This window comes from Streptomyces sp. MAR4 CNX-425 (genome assembly GCF_048656465.1).
Classification (GTDB): domain Bacteria; phylum Actinomycetota; class Actinomycetes; order Streptomycetales; family Streptomycetaceae; genus Streptomyces.
In genome coordinates, this window is sequence record NZ_JBMDLF010000003.1 from 319449 (window position 1) to 334442 (window position 14994).

Annotated in this window: 12 protein-coding genes and 1 tRNA gene; 7 read left to right on the forward strand and 6 right to left on the reverse strand. The window is 75.8% G+C overall.

All coding sequences use genetic code 11. The features are described 5' to 3' along the window. Positions 1–671 precede the first annotated feature (671 nt). From ACHZ99_RS11110 to ACHZ99_RS11120, 3 genes are read left to right on the forward strand one after another with little or no spacing between them, the layout of a single operon-like run. A complete protein-coding gene (locus tag ACHZ99_RS11110) occupies positions 672–809 on the forward strand; it encodes a hypothetical protein (protein ID WP_420304298.1) in 138 nt (45 codons plus the stop codon). Beyond that, positions 809–1684 carry a radical SAM protein gene (locus ACHZ99_RS11115; protein ID WP_420304299.1) on the forward strand — a complete coding sequence of 292 codons (876 nt, stop codon included), beginning with the start codon at positions 809–811 and terminating at the stop codon, positions 1682–1684. The genes ACHZ99_RS11110 and ACHZ99_RS11115 overlap by 1 nt, the downstream gene beginning before the upstream one ends. Positions 1685–1699: 15 nt before the next feature. Continuing rightward, positions 1700–2026, forward strand: coding sequence for a hypothetical protein (locus ACHZ99_RS11120; RefSeq protein WP_420304300.1), 327 nt, complete (start codon positions 1700–1702; stop codon positions 2024–2026). Between the two features lie 185 nt (positions 2027–2211). Here the strand turns inward: ACHZ99_RS11120 and ACHZ99_RS11125 are convergent. The 3 genes from ACHZ99_RS11125 to ACHZ99_RS11135 form a co-directional block, all read right to left on the reverse strand. Continuing rightward, positions 2212–2284, reverse strand: a tRNA-Lys gene (locus tag ACHZ99_RS11125). A gap of 95 nt (positions 2285–2379) precedes the next feature. Next, a complete protein-coding gene (locus tag ACHZ99_RS11130) occupies positions 2380–4443 on the reverse strand; it encodes a LamG domain-containing protein (RefSeq protein ID WP_420304301.1) in 2064 nt (687 codons plus the stop codon). A 194-nt stretch (positions 4444–4637) separates the two neighbouring features. Beyond that, positions 4638–6662, reverse strand: a complete 2025-nt coding sequence (locus tag ACHZ99_RS11135; RefSeq protein WP_420304302.1) for a DEAD/DEAH box helicase — start codon at positions 6660–6662, stop codon at positions 4638–4640. A gap of 334 nt (positions 6663–6996) precedes the next feature. Between ACHZ99_RS11135 and ACHZ99_RS11140 the strand changes: the two genes are divergently transcribed. Beyond that, entirely contained in the window at positions 6997–7551 is a 555-nt protein-coding gene (locus ACHZ99_RS11140; protein ID WP_420304303.1) for a hypothetical protein, read from the forward strand. Between the two features lie 99 nt (positions 7552–7650). Beyond that, positions 7651–8346 (forward strand): hypothetical protein, encoded by a 696-nt coding sequence (locus tag ACHZ99_RS11145; RefSeq protein WP_420304304.1) that lies wholly within the window; start codon positions 7651–7653, stop codon positions 8344–8346. A 41-nt stretch (positions 8347–8387) separates the two neighbouring features. On the opposite strand, the gene ACHZ99_RS11150 is transcribed toward ACHZ99_RS11145, so the two are convergent. Then, positions 8388–8738 (reverse strand): metallopeptidase family protein, encoded by a 351-nt coding sequence (locus ACHZ99_RS11150; protein ID WP_420304305.1) that lies wholly within the window; start codon positions 8736–8738, stop codon positions 8388–8390. Between the two features lie 261 nt (positions 8739–8999). Between ACHZ99_RS11150 and ACHZ99_RS11155 the strand changes: the two genes are divergently transcribed. Together ACHZ99_RS11155 and ACHZ99_RS11160 are read left to right on the forward strand one after the other, a co-directional pair. Beyond that, positions 9000–11753 carry a glycoside hydrolase family 97 catalytic domain-containing protein gene (locus ACHZ99_RS11155; RefSeq protein ID WP_420304306.1) on the forward strand — a complete coding sequence of 918 codons (2754 nt, stop codon included), beginning with the start codon at positions 9000–9002 and terminating at the stop codon, positions 11751–11753. Between the two features lie 159 nt (positions 11754–11912). Then, positions 11913–13814 carry a cation:proton antiporter gene (locus tag ACHZ99_RS11160; RefSeq protein WP_420304307.1) on the forward strand — a complete coding sequence of 634 codons (1902 nt, stop codon included), beginning with the start codon at positions 11913–11915 and terminating at the stop codon, positions 13812–13814. A 67-nt stretch (positions 13815–13881) separates the two neighbouring features. Here ACHZ99_RS11160 and ACHZ99_RS11165 read toward each other — a convergent pair whose 3' ends face one another. Beyond that, a complete protein-coding gene (locus ACHZ99_RS11165) occupies positions 13882–14223 on the reverse strand; it encodes a branched-chain amino acid transporter permease (RefSeq protein ID WP_420304308.1) in 342 nt (113 codons plus the stop codon). Continuing rightward, complete coding sequence (locus ACHZ99_RS11170; protein WP_420304309.1) at positions 14216–14956, reverse strand: AzlC family ABC transporter permease; 741 nt, start codon at positions 14954–14956, stop codon at positions 14216–14218. Before ACHZ99_RS11170 ends, ACHZ99_RS11165 begins: the two co-directional genes overlap by 8 nt. Positions 14957–14994 lie beyond the last annotated feature (38 nt).

The following is a 14994-nucleotide window of genomic DNA, read 5'->3' on the forward strand; positions in this document are numbered from 1 at the left end:
CCCTGTGTGGCTCCTCCCCACGAACGGAGGCACCGATTCGATGAACGGCAAGACCCCCGCGACCGCGCGAACGGTCCGGGGGCGTGGGCAACGCTACGAAGGAGCGTCGACATGCGCGAGTCTACTGGGCCCGGGGTCGGGGAGAAGCCCGCCCGCCCGCTTCTCACGTTGCGCGTATCCCGCGACAGCGGCAGGACGTGGGGGCCGGTGCGGCGCTTCTATGACCGCGACTGCAACCCCCCTCTCCTCTACGGCACCTACCCGCCCTGCCAGTGCCCCCGCCACCGCGGGAAGGGGTGACCGTGACCACCAATGCGCCGCGGGCGCCCGGCCACCGCACCTCCCCCTCACCGCCCGTGGGCTCCCCCGCCCACCTGCACCCCGGGCGCTGAACTCCGTCCCCTGGCCGCCTCGGACACGTCGAGCCAGGGGACGGGCCCCCGGACGGCCGACCGGTTCCCCGGCCGCCCGGGGAAGGCCCTGCCCGCCGTGAGGCCGGCTTCGGCGGGCGGGGCACCTACGCAGCCCCGGCCGTGCTCTCCCCCGACGCGGCCGGGGCCCCAGAGCAGCCCCGCCCGCCCGCCGGCCGTCCGCAGACGTCAACCTGGCGGGCGGGGCGTCGCACCACCGCCCCGGGCGGTCCGGGACGGCCCCCGAGAGGAGACAGGCCGATGCGCCGCAGAACCCCCAGGAGCACGCCCACGGTCAGCGCCAGCGAAGTCGCCGCCGCCGCGGCGGCGGTGTTCCTCGTGCTGTCCGTCCTCGCCGTCCTGGCGCTGCTCGTCGCCGCCGAGATGAGGGCCGTGTGATGGGCTCCCCGCCGCTGGCGTTCGCCGCGTTAGAGATCACCGGGCGCTGTCAGCAGACGTGTTTCTTCTGCTACGCCGACAGCAGCCCGAAGGGCACCCACGGCACCATGCGGCTGCCCGACTGGGAGCGCACGATCCGGCAGCTCGCCGAGCTGGGCACGCGCACCGTGCAGTTCATCGGCGGCGAGCCCACCCTGCACCCCTACCTCGGCCGCCTCATCGCCTACGCCCACGACACCGGCCTCGACGTCGAGGTGTTCTCCAACCTCGTCCACGTCCGCGACGAGCTGTGGGGCATCTTCCGCACCTGCGGCGTGCGCCTGGCGACCACCTACCTGAGCGACAACCCGCGCCAGCACGACCGGATCACACGCCTGCCCGGCTCCCACCGTCGCACCCGCGTCAACATCCAGCGCGCGAAAGGACTGGGCATCCCGGTACGCGCAGGCGTCATCGGCGTGCACACCAGCCAGCGCGTACAGAACGCCGCCGACGACCTGCGCACGCTCGGCGTCACCCAGGTCACCACCGACCGGACCCGGTCACTCGGACGGGCGGGCCGCGCAGGCGGGCAGACGGTCGACGCGCTGTGCGGACAGTGCGCCCACGAACAGTGCGCCATCGGCCCGGACGGCTACGTGTGGCCGTGCGCCATGGGCCGCTTCCTGTACGCCGGGAACGTCCTGCACACCCCCCTCGCGGACATCTGGCACGGCGCGCGCATGGCCGAGGTCGCCGCCGCGATACGGGACGTGCACGGGCCGCCCGGCGCCCAGTCGTGCACGCCGCCGCAGTGCCTCCCGTGGTGCGGGCCGTGCCAGCCGTGCGCCCCACAGGCGGGCAGGCACGCGGATAGCATCGACGGGCCCGACTGACACCAGGGAGCGGACATGGACGACCACGGGGACGACTTCGGCGCCTGGACCGAGGCCGACGCCAACGGACCGGTGCAGCGGACCGACGAGCAGTGGGCGCTCATCGCCGGCTACGTCCGCCACGCGGCCAACAAGCTCGGCGACGACCTGCCGGTGTGCCTCCCCGGGGAGCCGAAGGAGTGCGGGCGGCCCGCGCAGCAGCACGTGCTCGCCTGGGCTGCCGAGTTGAAGGCGCGGGCGCACCACCTGATCGAGACCTCGGCGCCGAGCGAGGAGCACGCGGCGCACGCCGCAGGCCCGCTGTACCGCCGCCGGCTGGAGGAGCTGCGCGAGCGGCCCTGACCGCGGGCAGAGGGCGGCCCCGGGAGCGTGCGTGGATCCGCTCCCGGGGCCGTTCCGTGCGCGCGGCCGTCCGGGCATGATCGGCCGCAGTTCGGCCGAGCACTGGCCGAACTATCGATCTCCACCTGCCCAAAAAAAAACGGGTCGGGGCCAGGTCAGATGCGTTCTGACCTGGCCCGGAAGAGTAGGCCGCGTGGGACTCGAACCCACAACCAACGGATTAAAAGTCCGGTGCTCTGCCAATTGAGCTAGCGGCCCGCCCGGCCAGCATAGCCCGGACCTCCCGGTGCTCCTGAGCGGATATCGGCCGGGGCGTGGCCCCTCCCGGGTGGGAGGGGCCACGGGTGGGTGTGTCAGAGGTCCGGGTTCTCCCAGGGGAAGCTGATGAAGGTCAGGCGGTCGTCGGGGAGGGCTCCGGTGTAGGTGCGGAGTTCGTCGACGGCGGCGGTGGCGGGGGTGGTCCAACCGGTGGGGGTTCGGGCGCGGCCCAGTTGGAGGCCGGTGGTGGCGGGCCAGGCGGCGGAGTCGGGGAGGGGGAGTTCGGCGGCCTGGGTGCCGTCGGTGTAGAGGCGGATGCGGTCGGCGGGGTCGTCGTGGACGACGGCGAGGTGCTGGCCCCAGGGGTTCGCGTACGCCTCGGTCACCGTGTGCGTCGCGGTCGGGGTGTCGGCGTCCGCGACGACGAGTTCCCACATGGTGGTGTCCGCTTCGTAGCGGAGTTCGATGGCGTTGGCGTGGTCGCCGGGGAGGGACAGCAGGGTCATGTCCCGGGTGGGCAGGTCGTTGCCGAAGCGGACGTGGGCGGCGACCGTGTAGCTGCCGCGGGTGTCGACGGGCGGGGTGGCCGTGGCGGCGTAGCCGCCGTTGCCGGTGAGGTCGAGGTGGCCGGTGCCGGCGATCGGGTCGGTGTCCGTGATCGCCGCGCCGTCGAGCAGGGTGAGCGGCTGGCCGCCGGTGTACTCGGGGCTGGCGCCGGCCGGGGCTTCGTTGAGCTGCCAGTAGCCGGTGCGCTGGGCCGTGCGGGCCGCCAGTGCCGTCGCTTCGTCGGCGACGACGACGCGGTCCCAGACGCGGACGTCCGCCAGCCGGCCCTGCCAGTTGCCCGTGTGGCCGGCGGCCGTGCGTACCCGGCCCAGTTGCAGGTCGCCGCCGGCGGGTCCGGGGGTGACGCCCTCCGCGGTGGCGGCGGGGCGGCCGTCGACGTAGAGGCGGGCGGTCCGGGCGTGGGTGTCGTACACGGCCGTGAGGTGGGCCCACTTGCCGGTCGCGGCGGGGCCGCCCGTCGCCCGGACGAGTCCGTCGGCCTCGTCCGCGACGGCGAAGGACCAGCGGCCGTCGTGTACGCCCAGCGCGAACGACGCGGGTATGGCGCCGCCGTCCTGGCTGAGCACGGTCATGTCGTCACCGGCCGCGTTCTCCGGCCGCGCCCAGGCGGCGACCGCGAAGGACCCCGGGGTGTCCACGACGGCGGTCTGCGGGGTGAGGTAGGCGTCCGGGGTGCCGTCGAGGGCGGCGGCCGTTCCGTACGCCGTGCCCTCCGGGCCGGCGGCGCCGAAGGTGACGCCGGCGGCAGCCGTGGCCGGCGTCGCGCCGTTCGTGGGCGCCGCCTCGCCCGCGCCCGCGGCGTCGCCGAGCGCCCAGCCCGCCACCGGGGAGCGGCCCTCACTGACGCGGATGGTGTACCTGGTGGGCTCGGACACGGCGCCGGACCTGCTCACGGACTGCGCCGACACGATGTACACCCCCGACCGCTCGGGCATCCAGGTGACGGTCGCGGGCTCGCCCGGGGCGGGGAGGTCGATGACGTGGAACGTCGAGCCGTCGAAGGAGTAGCGGTACGCGACCGCCTCCTCGGCCGGCGCGTCGAAGGTGAAACGGCCGGGCACACCGACGCCGTCGGTCCAGCCTTCGGGGTCCTCCGGATAGTCCGGCGAGGAGATCACGGGCGGCGCGGGCACCGTGGGGTCGTACACGAACTCGCAGTGCCCGGCGCCTCCTCCGGAGCTCCACGGGCCCCACGCCGTGCCGTCCCAGCCCCGCACCCGCCACCGCAGCACGGTGTCCTCGGGGATGTCCTCCTCCAGATGCCAGGAGAACGCGGAGCCGCTGCGCTTCGAGGTCGTCGTCGGCCGGCGGGTCTGCGGCTCACCGGACGGGTCCTGCCAGCTCAGCTCGAACTGCGCCGCGACCGGGTCGCCGTCCGGGTCGTGCAGGACGGCGCGGAGGGCCGGCGCATAACGGACGTACGGTCGGTCCGCGCCCGCGGCGCAGGGCTTGGACTCCGTGCTGAGGTCGGCGGTGGCCGGCCGGTCGGGCGGGGCGTTCTCGGCGGCGGCCGCCGCGAGGGGCGTCGCCGCCAGCGTGGCGGACAGCGCCGCGCTGACGAGGGCGGTACGGACACAGGCACGACGGGCCAACGTGACCCTCCTTGGTGAGAACCGACGGGTTTTCTCCGGACGGAGGGTGTGGGGCCCCTCAAGGCACTCTGGTCATCCAGAGTAACAACCCACGGTGACATCTCACCTACGGGTTGTTCCGGTACGGGGGCCCGGGGATGCGCGTGGGCCCCCTCCGGTGGTGCGTGGAGGGGGCCCGGTGGGGTTCGTGCGGGTCAGCTCTTGCGGTTGTTGCGGTCCTGGCGCTTCCAGCGGGGCTTGTCGGCGCGGCGGTCGTCGGAGGTGCGGCGGTCGTGGCCGTACGGGCGGCCGTCGCGGCGGTCGCGGCCGGCGGGGCGGTCGCCGCCGAAGCGGGTGCGGTCGGTGTCGCGGCGCTCGTACGGGCGGCGGTTGTCGCGGTCGTACGGGCGGGCGCTGCCGCGGTCGTCGCGGCGGGGGTACTGGCGGGTGCCGCGGTCGTACGGGCGGGTGCCGCGGTCGTCGCGGCGGGGGGTGTCGCGGCGGTCGTACGAGCGGGGCTCCCGGGTGCCGTAGGCGCGGTCGTCGCGGCGGTCGGTCCGGTAGTCGCGGGTCTCGCGGCCGTCGCGGCCGTCGCGGCGGGGGGAATCGCCGCGGTCGTTGCGGCGCTGGTCGCCGGACCGGTCGAACGACCGGAAGCGCTGCTCCCTGCGGTCGTGCCGCGTCGCCCCGCGGTTGTACGGGCGGTCGTCGCCGTCGTCGCGGGCCGTGCGGGCGCCGTACGGGCGGTCCTCCGACCGGGGCTCCGGCGGCGCCGGGGCGGCGTCGGTGTCCTGCCCGCCCGGCTCCGCCGCCGCCGGCGGCTCCGGTGTCACGCCCGCGCGGGTGGCGAGTCGCGTGGCCTCCGCGCGCAGCTCCGTCGCGTGCTTGCGGGCTCGCTCCAGCTGGGCCTCCAGCTGGACCACGTCCCGCTCCGCCGCCGTCGCCGCCTGGGCCGCCGAGTCGGCCTGGACCTCGTCGATGGACCGGGCGCCGGTGATCCGCGCCACGTCCGGGTCGAACGCGCCGCGCCCGCTGATGATGTGCCGCGCGGCGTCGACCGCCGCGTCCTCCAGCAGCCGGAAGACGGTCCGGCGCTGGTGGGGCAGGGCGAGGGAGACGACGGTGCCGGATTCGCCGGCGCGGGCGGTGCGGCCCGCGCGGTGCAGGTAGTCCTTGTGGTCGCCGGCCGGGTCGACGTTCAGCACCAGGTCGATGCCGTCGACGTGGATGCCGCGCGCGGCGACGTCCGTCGCCACCAGGGCGTGCACCCGGCCGTCCTTGAAGTCGGCGAGCGTGTGCGTCCGCGCGCCCTGTGTCATGCCGCCGTGCAGCGCCGCGGCGCGCACGCCGGTCTCGCGCAGCTGGTCGGCGACGCGGTCGGCGCCCAGCTGGGTGCGTACGAAGACGATGGTGCGGCCCTTGCGCGCCGCGATGGCGGCCGTGACGGGCGCCTTGTCCCGCGGCTTCACGACGAGCACGTGGTGGCTCATCGTCGTCACCGCGCCCGCCGAGGGGTCGACCTCGTGGCTGACCGGGTCGACGAGGTAGCTGTCGACGAGGGTGCCGACGCCCTTGTCCAGGGTGGCGGAGAACAGCATCCGCTGCCCGCCCGGCGGCACCTGGTCGAGCAGCTCGGTGACCTCGGGCAGGAAGCCCAGGTCGGCCATCTGGTCGGCCTCGTCGAGCACGGCGATCTGCACCCGGTCCAGGGAGCAGGCGCCGCGGTCGATGACGTCGCGCAGCCGGCCGGGGGTGGCGACGAGCACGTCGACGCCGCGCTCCAGCGCGCCGATCTGGCGGCCCATGGACGTACCGCCGCAGACGACCTTCATCGACAGCCGCAGCACGTCGCCGTACGGCTGGAGCGCGTCGGCGACCTGCATGGCCAGCTCGCGCGTCGGGGTGAGGATCAGGCCGCGGGGGCGCTTGGGGTCGGTGTGGCCGCCGGCGAGGGTCGCGAGCAGCGGGAGGCCGAAGGACAGGGTCTTGCCGGAGCCGGTGCGGCCGCGGCCGAGGACGTCGCGGCCGGCGAGGGCGTCGGGGATGGTGGCGGCCTGGATCGGGAACGGGGTGGTGACGCCGTAGTCGGCGAGCTTGGCCACGACGCCGCGGGGCAGGCCGAGGTCGCCGAACGTCGGCTCGGCGGGGGTGTCGGGGGTGTCGGGGGTCTCGGGGGCGGGCGTCCTCCCGGACGTCTCCGCCTCGTCGAGGGCAGGGTCGAGCACAGGGGTTTCAGACATGAACGAGCTAAAGCCTTCCGCAGTCGTCGGCACGCGCCACGACTCCGCGGCGGATGTACGCCGACCGCCTCTTGCGGTCTGCCACGGCAGGGAAGGGAACGCGCCACACACGGCGCGCTTCGGTGGGGCGCCGGGCAAATGGGATCAAACGATCTACCAGAGTACGCACCCGGTGGGGCGGCTGGCAAATCAGTTCCGCGGGCCCGGCCCGGGGAGGGGTGCCCGAGGGCGCGCGTGGCGGGTACGCGCCGGTCCGCGCGCCTCGTGGCGCGCCCCGTGTCCTCCGCGGGCGCCGGGGAGTTGAGCGTACGACACGTCCGGAAAGGGGCTCCCCATGCCTGAGCCGACAGCCCGTGCCGCCCTGAGGATCTCCGCCGCCACGATGGCGGTGCTGGCGCTCGGCGGGTGCATGACGGTCTCCGGTACGGGCGGCCGCCCCGGCGGGCCGCACGGGACCGGCTCCGACCGCAGCGGCACCGAGCCCGACGGCGGCGTACGGGTCAACGAGCTGCCGTCCGCCGCGGCCGGCGGCGCGGACACCGGCGCCGTCGACGGGCCCGGCGCCGCCTCCGGCCGGGCGGACGGCGGCGCCGGGGACGCGCGGGGCGGCGACGCGGGGGACCCCTCCGCCAGCGGCGGGCCGGGCGGCGGCACCGCCGGATCCGCGTCCCCGTCCCCCGGTACGGGCTCCGGCGCGGGCGGCGCCGACGCCACCCCGGACCCCCCGGGGCCGACCGCACCCCACCCCCGCCCGACGAGCCCGTCGCCGACGCCCACGGCGCCCTCCCCGACCCCCACGCCCACCCCGACCGCGACACCCACCGGCGACACGGCGGGCGGGGGCGCCGGGGGCGCCGGGGGTGCCTCCCCCCTGCCGCCCTCCGCCTGACCCCGGCGGCGTCGCCCGCTCCTCCCCTCGGCCTCCGCCCGACCCGGGCCTGGCCAGTACCCTTGCTCGCATCCTGAACACTTGTTTAGCATGCAGAACATGCGTTCAGTCGATCGGACAGGACTTGGGGGGAGCTGGTTCTACGGCCTCGGCTCCACCGGCGCCGAACGCCGGACGGCCAACCTCGCCGGGCTCTTCGGCGTCGTCGCGCTGCTGACCACCGCCGGGGACCCGGCGTGGCCGTGGTGGAAGTACGCGATCGGCGCGGTGGTGGCGTTCGACCTGGCGGGCGGGGTCGTCGCCAACGGCCTGGACGCCGCCAAGCGCTTCTACCACGGCCCGCTGCCGCTGCCGCCCACCCGCCTGAACCGCTTCCTGCACCACGAGGTCGGCTTCGCGGCCGTCCACCTCCAGCCGGTCGTCGTCGGGCTGGTCTTCGGCGGGCCCTGGTGGTGGGGGCCGCTCTGGTACGCCTGGGCGCTGGCCGGGGTCGTCGCGGTCAGCCGCTCACCGCGCCGCCTGGCGCGCCCCGTCGGGCTGTTCGCCGTGCTCACCGGGCTGATGCTCGCGCCCGCCCTGGACGGCCCCGCCGGCTTCGCCTGGCTGCCCGCCGTTCTGCTGGTCAAGCTGGCCCTCGCGCACGCCGTCCCCGAAGAGCCCGTCTCCGAGGGGCCCGCCCCCGAAGGGCCCGCATGCGACGAGCCCGCATCCGACGAGCCCGCCGCGGCCGGGACCCGCCGCCCCGCCCGGGGGACGCGCGCGGGCCAGGCGCCTCCGCCCGCCGGCCCTGGCTGACGGGCGGCGCACGTCGTACGCCCCCGCGCCCGGCTGCCGCCTCAGCCGTAACCCAGCGCGTGCAGCCGCTCGTCGTCGATCCCGAAGTGGTGCGCGATCTCGTGCACCACCGTGATCTCCGTCTCCGCCACCACGTCCTCGCGCGACTCGCACAGCCGGAGCGTCGGCCCGCGGTAGACCGTGATCCGGTCCGGCAGCACCCCCGCGTACCACTCGCCGCGCTCGGTCAGCGGCGTGCCCTCGTACAGCCCGAGCAGCCCGGGGTCGTCCGGCGGCGGCTCCGGTTCGACGAAGACCGCGACGTTGTCCATCAGCCGGGTCAGCTCGGCCGGGATCCGGTCGAGGGCCTGCGCGACCAGTTCCTCGAACTCCTCGTTCGACATGTCCAGCACATGGCCCATTCTGCGGCAGGCCGCCGCATACCGGCGGGTCGCGCCGGGCGTACGAGGTGAATGGCCCGCGAAGTGCCTTTTGCCGCCTCCCCCGCGCGTCTCAACGGACGGCGCCGAAGGGGCGGACGCGCCGCCCGCGCCCGGCGCGGACTCTTGACAGGTCTCGGTCACAAGAATTAACTCAACCAGACGTGAACCAACAGAGTGCAACACGTCAGTTCAACGGCTTTCTCCTGCTCATCCGATGTGTAAGGAGCACCCGTGGCCCTCTTCGGCCCGCTGGGACGGCGGCCGGCCGGCATCCTGCTGACCGCATTCGCTGTCCTGGTCACCGCCTGGCTGTCGCCCGCCGCGGCGACACCCGCCCCTGACTCCCCCAACCCCGCGGCCGCCATCGCCGACACCTCCGATGGCTGGCGCGTGGCCGCACCACAAGCCAACAAAGATCAACTCACCGCCGACGTCGTACGCGACGACTCCACCGGCGCCCTCACCCTCACCGTCCGCCGCGGCGGCGACGAGGTCCTCCCCGACTCCCCCCTCGGCCTCGTCACCGAGGACGCCGACCTGACCCGCGGGCTCGACGTCCTCGGCCGCGACGACCGCCGGGTCGTGGAGCGCTACGAGATGACCACCGGCAAGCAGCGCCGGATCACCTCCCCCATGACGGAGTCCCGCTTCGCGCTGCGCGGCGAGGGCGGTGTCCGGATGGACCTCGTCGTCCGCGTCGCCCGCGACGGCGTCGCGTTCCGCTACGAGCTGCCCGACTCGGCGGGCACCGTCGTCACCGGCGAGGCCAGCGGCTACCGCCTGCCCACCGCCGCGCCCGCCTGGCTGCTGCCGCACACCTCCTGGTACGAGGAGGTGCGTACGGAGACCACCGCCGGCGCCGCCCCCGCCGGCGACTACGGCTACCCCGCGCTCTTCGAGACCGCCACCGACGAGTACGTGCTGCTCACCGAGTCCGGCATGGACTCCACGTACCCCGGGAGCAAGCTCGCGCACCCGGCCGGGAGCGGCGCGTACGACGTCGCCCTCGCCGAGGCCGAGGTCGTCTCGCCCGGCGACCTGAGCACGCCGTGGCGCACCGCGATCGTCGGCGACCTGGCGACGGTCACCGAATCGACGCTCGTCAGCGACCTCGCGCCGGACGCGGAGTTCGCCGACACCTCCTGGGTCCGGCCCGGCACCGTGTCCTGGTCCTGGCTGGTGGAGCACGACAGCCCGCGGGACTTCGAGCGGCAGAAGGACTACGTCGACTACGCCGCCGCGCACGGCTGGGAGTACACGCTCGTCGACGAGGGCTGGAGCCGCGAGTGGGTGCCGGAGCTGACGCGGTACGCGCGCGCGAAGGGCGTCGACATCCTGCTGTGGTTCCGCTGGTGGGAGGTCGACACGCCCGAGGAGATGGACACCGTCTTCGGCGAGCTGAACGACTGGGGCGTCAAGGGCGTCAAGGTCGACTTCATGAACAACGGCGGCGGCGAGCCCGAGGGCGTCGGCCGGCACGCCTGGTACGAGGACGTGCTCGCCGCCACCGCCGAGCACGAGCTGCTCGTCAACTTCCACGGCGCGACGCTGCCGAAGGGCCTCCAGCGCACCTGGCCGCACCTGATGACGTACGAGGCGGTGCGCGGGCACGAGTACTACTCCTTCGACCAGCCGCTCACGCCCACGTACAACACGATGCTGCCGTTCACCCGGAACGTCGTCGGCTCCGCCGACGTCACGCCCGGGACCTTCTCCATGACCAACAGGGCGCACACCGACGCGCACGAGCTGGCGCTGCCCGTCGTGTACGAGTCGGGGCTCCAGCACCCGGCGGACAGCCCGGAGACGTACGCCGGGCTGCCGGAGGCCGAGCGCGTCCTCGACCAGCTGCCGACGGTGTGGGACGAGACCCGCTACCTCGGCGGGCGGCCCGGCGACGACGCGGTGCTGGCGCGGCGCGCCGGCGAGCGGTGGTTCGTCGGCGGCATCCACGCGGGCGCGGCCGGCCGGGCCGAGGTGGACCTCGGCCGGCTCGGCGCGGACGACGGCGAGCGGCTGCTGGTGGAGCTGGTGACGGACGGCGCGGACGGGCTGGCCCGGGAGACCCGCACGGTCGGCGGCGACGCGCGGCTGACGGTGCCGGTGGCGGAGAACGGCGGGTTCGTGGCGCTGGTCTGCCCCGCCGGGGACGGCCGTACGACGTGCGACGAGCCGGTGCGTACGACGCCGGCGACCGCGCTCGACGTCACCCCGGAGTCGGCCGTCGCGCAGCCCGGCGACGAGATCGGGGTCACCGGCCGCTTCGCCGCCGCCGGCGACGAGTCCGCGACGCTGCGGAACGTCACCCTCGGCGCCCGGCCGCGGGCCGGCTGGACGGCGTCGGGCGACGACGTGGCGCGGCCGGTGCTGCGGCCGGGGCAGGCGCTGTCGGGCAGCTGGACGGTGACGGTGCCGCCGGACGCGGCGCCGGGGTACGTGGACGTGCCCGTCGTCGCCGAGTACCGCGCGCCGGGCGCCGGGCGGTCGCAGCCGCCGGTGCACGTCGAGCAGGCGGTACGGGTCCTGGTCGCGCCGCCGGTGCCGCGGGGCGAGGCGTACGTCGGCGACCTGCACCTGCTGACGGCCACGAACGGCTGGGGCCCGGTGGAGATCGACACCAGCGTCGGCGACGACGGCGCCGGCGACGGCGCGCCGCTGACCATCGGCGGCACGACGTACGACAAGGGCCTCGGCGCCCACGCGCCGTCCCGGGTGACCGTCTACCTCGGCGGCGCGTGCACCTCCTTCGCCGCGCAGGCCGGCGTGGACGACGAGGTCGGCGACCGCGGCACGGTCGGCTTCCGCGTCCTCGGCGACGGCGCGGAGCTGGCGGCGACCGGCACCCTGCGCGGCGCGGACGCCGCGGAGCCGGTGACGGCGGACGTGGCCGGAGTCGACCTCCTCACCCTGGAGGTGACGGACGGCGGCGACGGCATCAGCTACGACCACGCCGACTGGGCGGACGCGAAGGTGTCCTGCGCCTGACGCGCGTCCGGCACGGAACGAGCGCCGCGGTCCGGCCAAGGGCCGCGGCGCTCGTCCGTCTTCCCGTGCGTACGCGCCGGGGATCGGCCTCCGGGCTCGCGCACGCACATGGGGGTTGAATGAGACGCGGCCGGTACGACGAGGAGGCCCGCTGCGCTCATGACGTCCGAGGAGATCCTGACCGGCGTCGGGCTGATCGCCGTGCTCGCGGTCGGGGCGCAGATCGCGGCGTCCCGGCTGCGCCTCCCGGCGATCGTCCTGCTGCTGCCCGCCGGCTTCGCCGCCGGCGCCCTCACCGACGACGTCGACCCCGGGCGGCTGCTCGGCCCCGCGTTCCCGCCGCTGGTGTCGCTGGCGGTCGCCGTCATCCTCTACGAGGCCGGTCTCGGCCTGGACCTGCGCCGGCTGACCGGCGACACCCGCCGGGCGGTGATCCGGCTCATCTGGCTCGGCGCCCTGCTCACCCCGGTGCTCGCCGGGCTCGCCGCCGCCCCGCTGCTGGGGATGTCCGCCGCCGCGGCGGCCGTGCTCGGCGTCGTGCTCGTCGTCTCCGGGCCCACCGTCGTCGGCCCCCTCCTCGCCTTCGTCCGGCCCAACGAGCGGCTGCAGCGCATCCTGGTCTGGGAAGGCTCCGTCATCGACGCGGTCGGCGGCATCCTCGGCGCGCTCCTCTTCCACGCCGTCACCACGGACACCCACCACGGCCCCGTACGCGCCGTCCTCGGCCTCCTCGCCGGCACCGGCGTCGGCCTCGCCGGCGGCGCCGCGGGCGCCGCGCTGCTGTGGCTGCTGCTGCACCGGATGCGGCTCGACGAGGTGCTGGCCGCCGCCGCGCAGCTGGCCGTGGTCGTCGGGGTGGCGGCGGGGTGCGACGCGGTACGGGAGGACACCGGGCTGATCGCGGCCATCACCATGGGGATCGCGGTCGCCACCCGCCCGGAGTTCGACGTGCCGGCGCTCCGCCCGTTCTTCGAGACGCTGGTGTCGCTGACCGTGGGACTGCTCTTCGTCTCCCTGTCGGCGACGGTCACGCCCGCCTCGCTGCGGCACGTGGTGCTGCCGGCACTGGTGCTGGTCGCGGTCCTCGTGCTGGTCGCCCGGCCGCTGGTGGCCGCGCTCGCCACGGTACGCACCAGCCTGCCGCGCGCCGAGCGGGCGTTCCTCGGCGCGCTGGCGCCGCGCGGCATCGTCGCGGCCTCGACCGCCTCGACGTTCTCCGCGGGCCTGGTCGCCGACGGGGTCGACGGCGCGCGGAAGATCCTGCCGGCCACGTTCGTCGTCATCGTCGCGACGGTGCTGCTGTACGGGCTGAGCGCCGTGCCGCTGGCCCGCCGCCTCGGCGTGACCCGCCCCGCCCGCTCCCGGCCGCTGCTCGTCGGCGGGGAGCCGTGGGTCGTCGACCTGGCCGTGACGCTGCGGGCGGCGGGACCCGACGTGCTGATGTGGGCGGGCGGGGCGGCGGAGCGGGAGCGCATCGCGCGGGCGGGGCTGGCGCTGGCCCCCGGCGAACTGCTCGCCTCGGCGGCGGGCACGGGGGCGGAGCTGGAGGGCATCACGGAGGTGTACCTGCTGACCGCGGAGGACGACTTCAACGCGCTGGCGGGGGCGCTGCTCGCGGGCGGGGACCGGGGGGTGCCGGTGTACCGGCCGCAGCCGCCGGCGGGGGGCGAGGGCGTGGTGGCGCCGTTCATGGCGGGCGAGTCGCTGTTCGCGACGGGCCTGACGGGCGCGGAGGTGGCGCGGCGGCACGCCGCGGGCGCGCGGTTCGCGCTGCGCGCGGCACCGGGAACGGAGGCGCCGGCGGGGGCGGCGGTGAAATCGGCGGCGGGCGCGGCGGCGGGGGCTCCGGTAGGCGCGGAGGCGGAGGCTCCGGCGGGTGCGGCGGGTGCGGCGGGTGCGGCGGAGGCGGCGGCGGAGGCGCCGGTGGGGGCGGGGGACGCCGGTGACCTCGTGCTGTTCCACGTGACCGCCACCGGGCGGCTGGTGCCGGTCACGACCGCGTCCGCACCGCCCGCCGGCGCCGGGCAGGTCGTGCTGCTCACCGCCGAAGGGCGCGGGTGAGCGCGGGCCGCGTACGGCCCCGCACCGGCGTCGCCGTACGGCGAATCCCCTCGCCGCACACGGGGGTTCAGGAGGGAACGACCGCGCTGGCGAGCACCACGTGCACCGCCGTGCCGCCGAGTATCGACACCAGCACGTTGCGCCGCCACAGGTGTACGGCCACGGTGGCGGCCAGCGCCAGCAGCGTCGGCCACGCGGCGGCCGGATCGCGCGGGGTGAGGTGGCGCAGGGTGTAGGCGGCGAGGATCACCATGACGCCGACGGGCATCGCCGCGCCCAGGTACGCCACGAGCCGACTGGCGCGCAGCGGCGCCAGCGCGGCGAACGGCAGGGCGCGCAGCGCCCAGGTGACGGCGACGGCGACCGCGACGGCGGCGAGCAGATAGCCGGTGGCGGGGGCGTCAGACACGGGTGGCCTCCTTACCGCGCCGGCGCCGGGGCCGGGGCCGGTTGCGTACGACGGCGTAGTGGCCGAGGAGCCCCGCCGCGAACAGCAGGAACGCCACGAAAAGCTGCCCGCCCGGCACCGCGAGCCGGGCGGCGAGCGCGCAGCCCAGCGCCAGCGCGGGCACGGCGGGCGCCGGCCGGGCGCGGAAGGCGTCCAGGGCGAGCACGGCGAAGAGCGCGGTGACGGCGAAGTCCAGGCCCTCGACGCCGGCCGGGACGGCGGCGCCGAGCAGCGCGCCGGCGGTGGCGCCGCCGGCCCAGTACAGGTGGATGAAGACCTGGAGCCACAGCACGCGGCGGCCCGGGTAGGACCGCGCGGCGGGGCCGGCGGTGACGGCGTACGCCTCGTCGGAGAGCGCGAAGGTGCTGTACGCCCGGGCCGCGCGGCCGCGGACGCGGTGCAGCGGGAAGGACAGGGCGTAGAAGACGTGCCGGAAGTTCACGGTGAACGCGGTCAGCGCGACCTGCCCGAGCGGCGCCCCGGCCAGCACCAGCCCGAGCAGCAGGAACTCCAGCGAACCGGCGTAGATCAGGCCGGAGAAGACGCTCGCCCACCACCAGTCGAGGCCCGAGTGGACGACGAGGACGCCGAAGGCCACGCCCATCGGGAAGGCGCCGAGTCCGACCGACCCGGAGTCGGCGAGCGCCCGGGAGAGGTCGGAGCGCAGCCGGCGCCCCGCGTGCTCCGTATCCATGGGTCGATTCTAGAAAGATCCGCGCCTCATATGGTTGC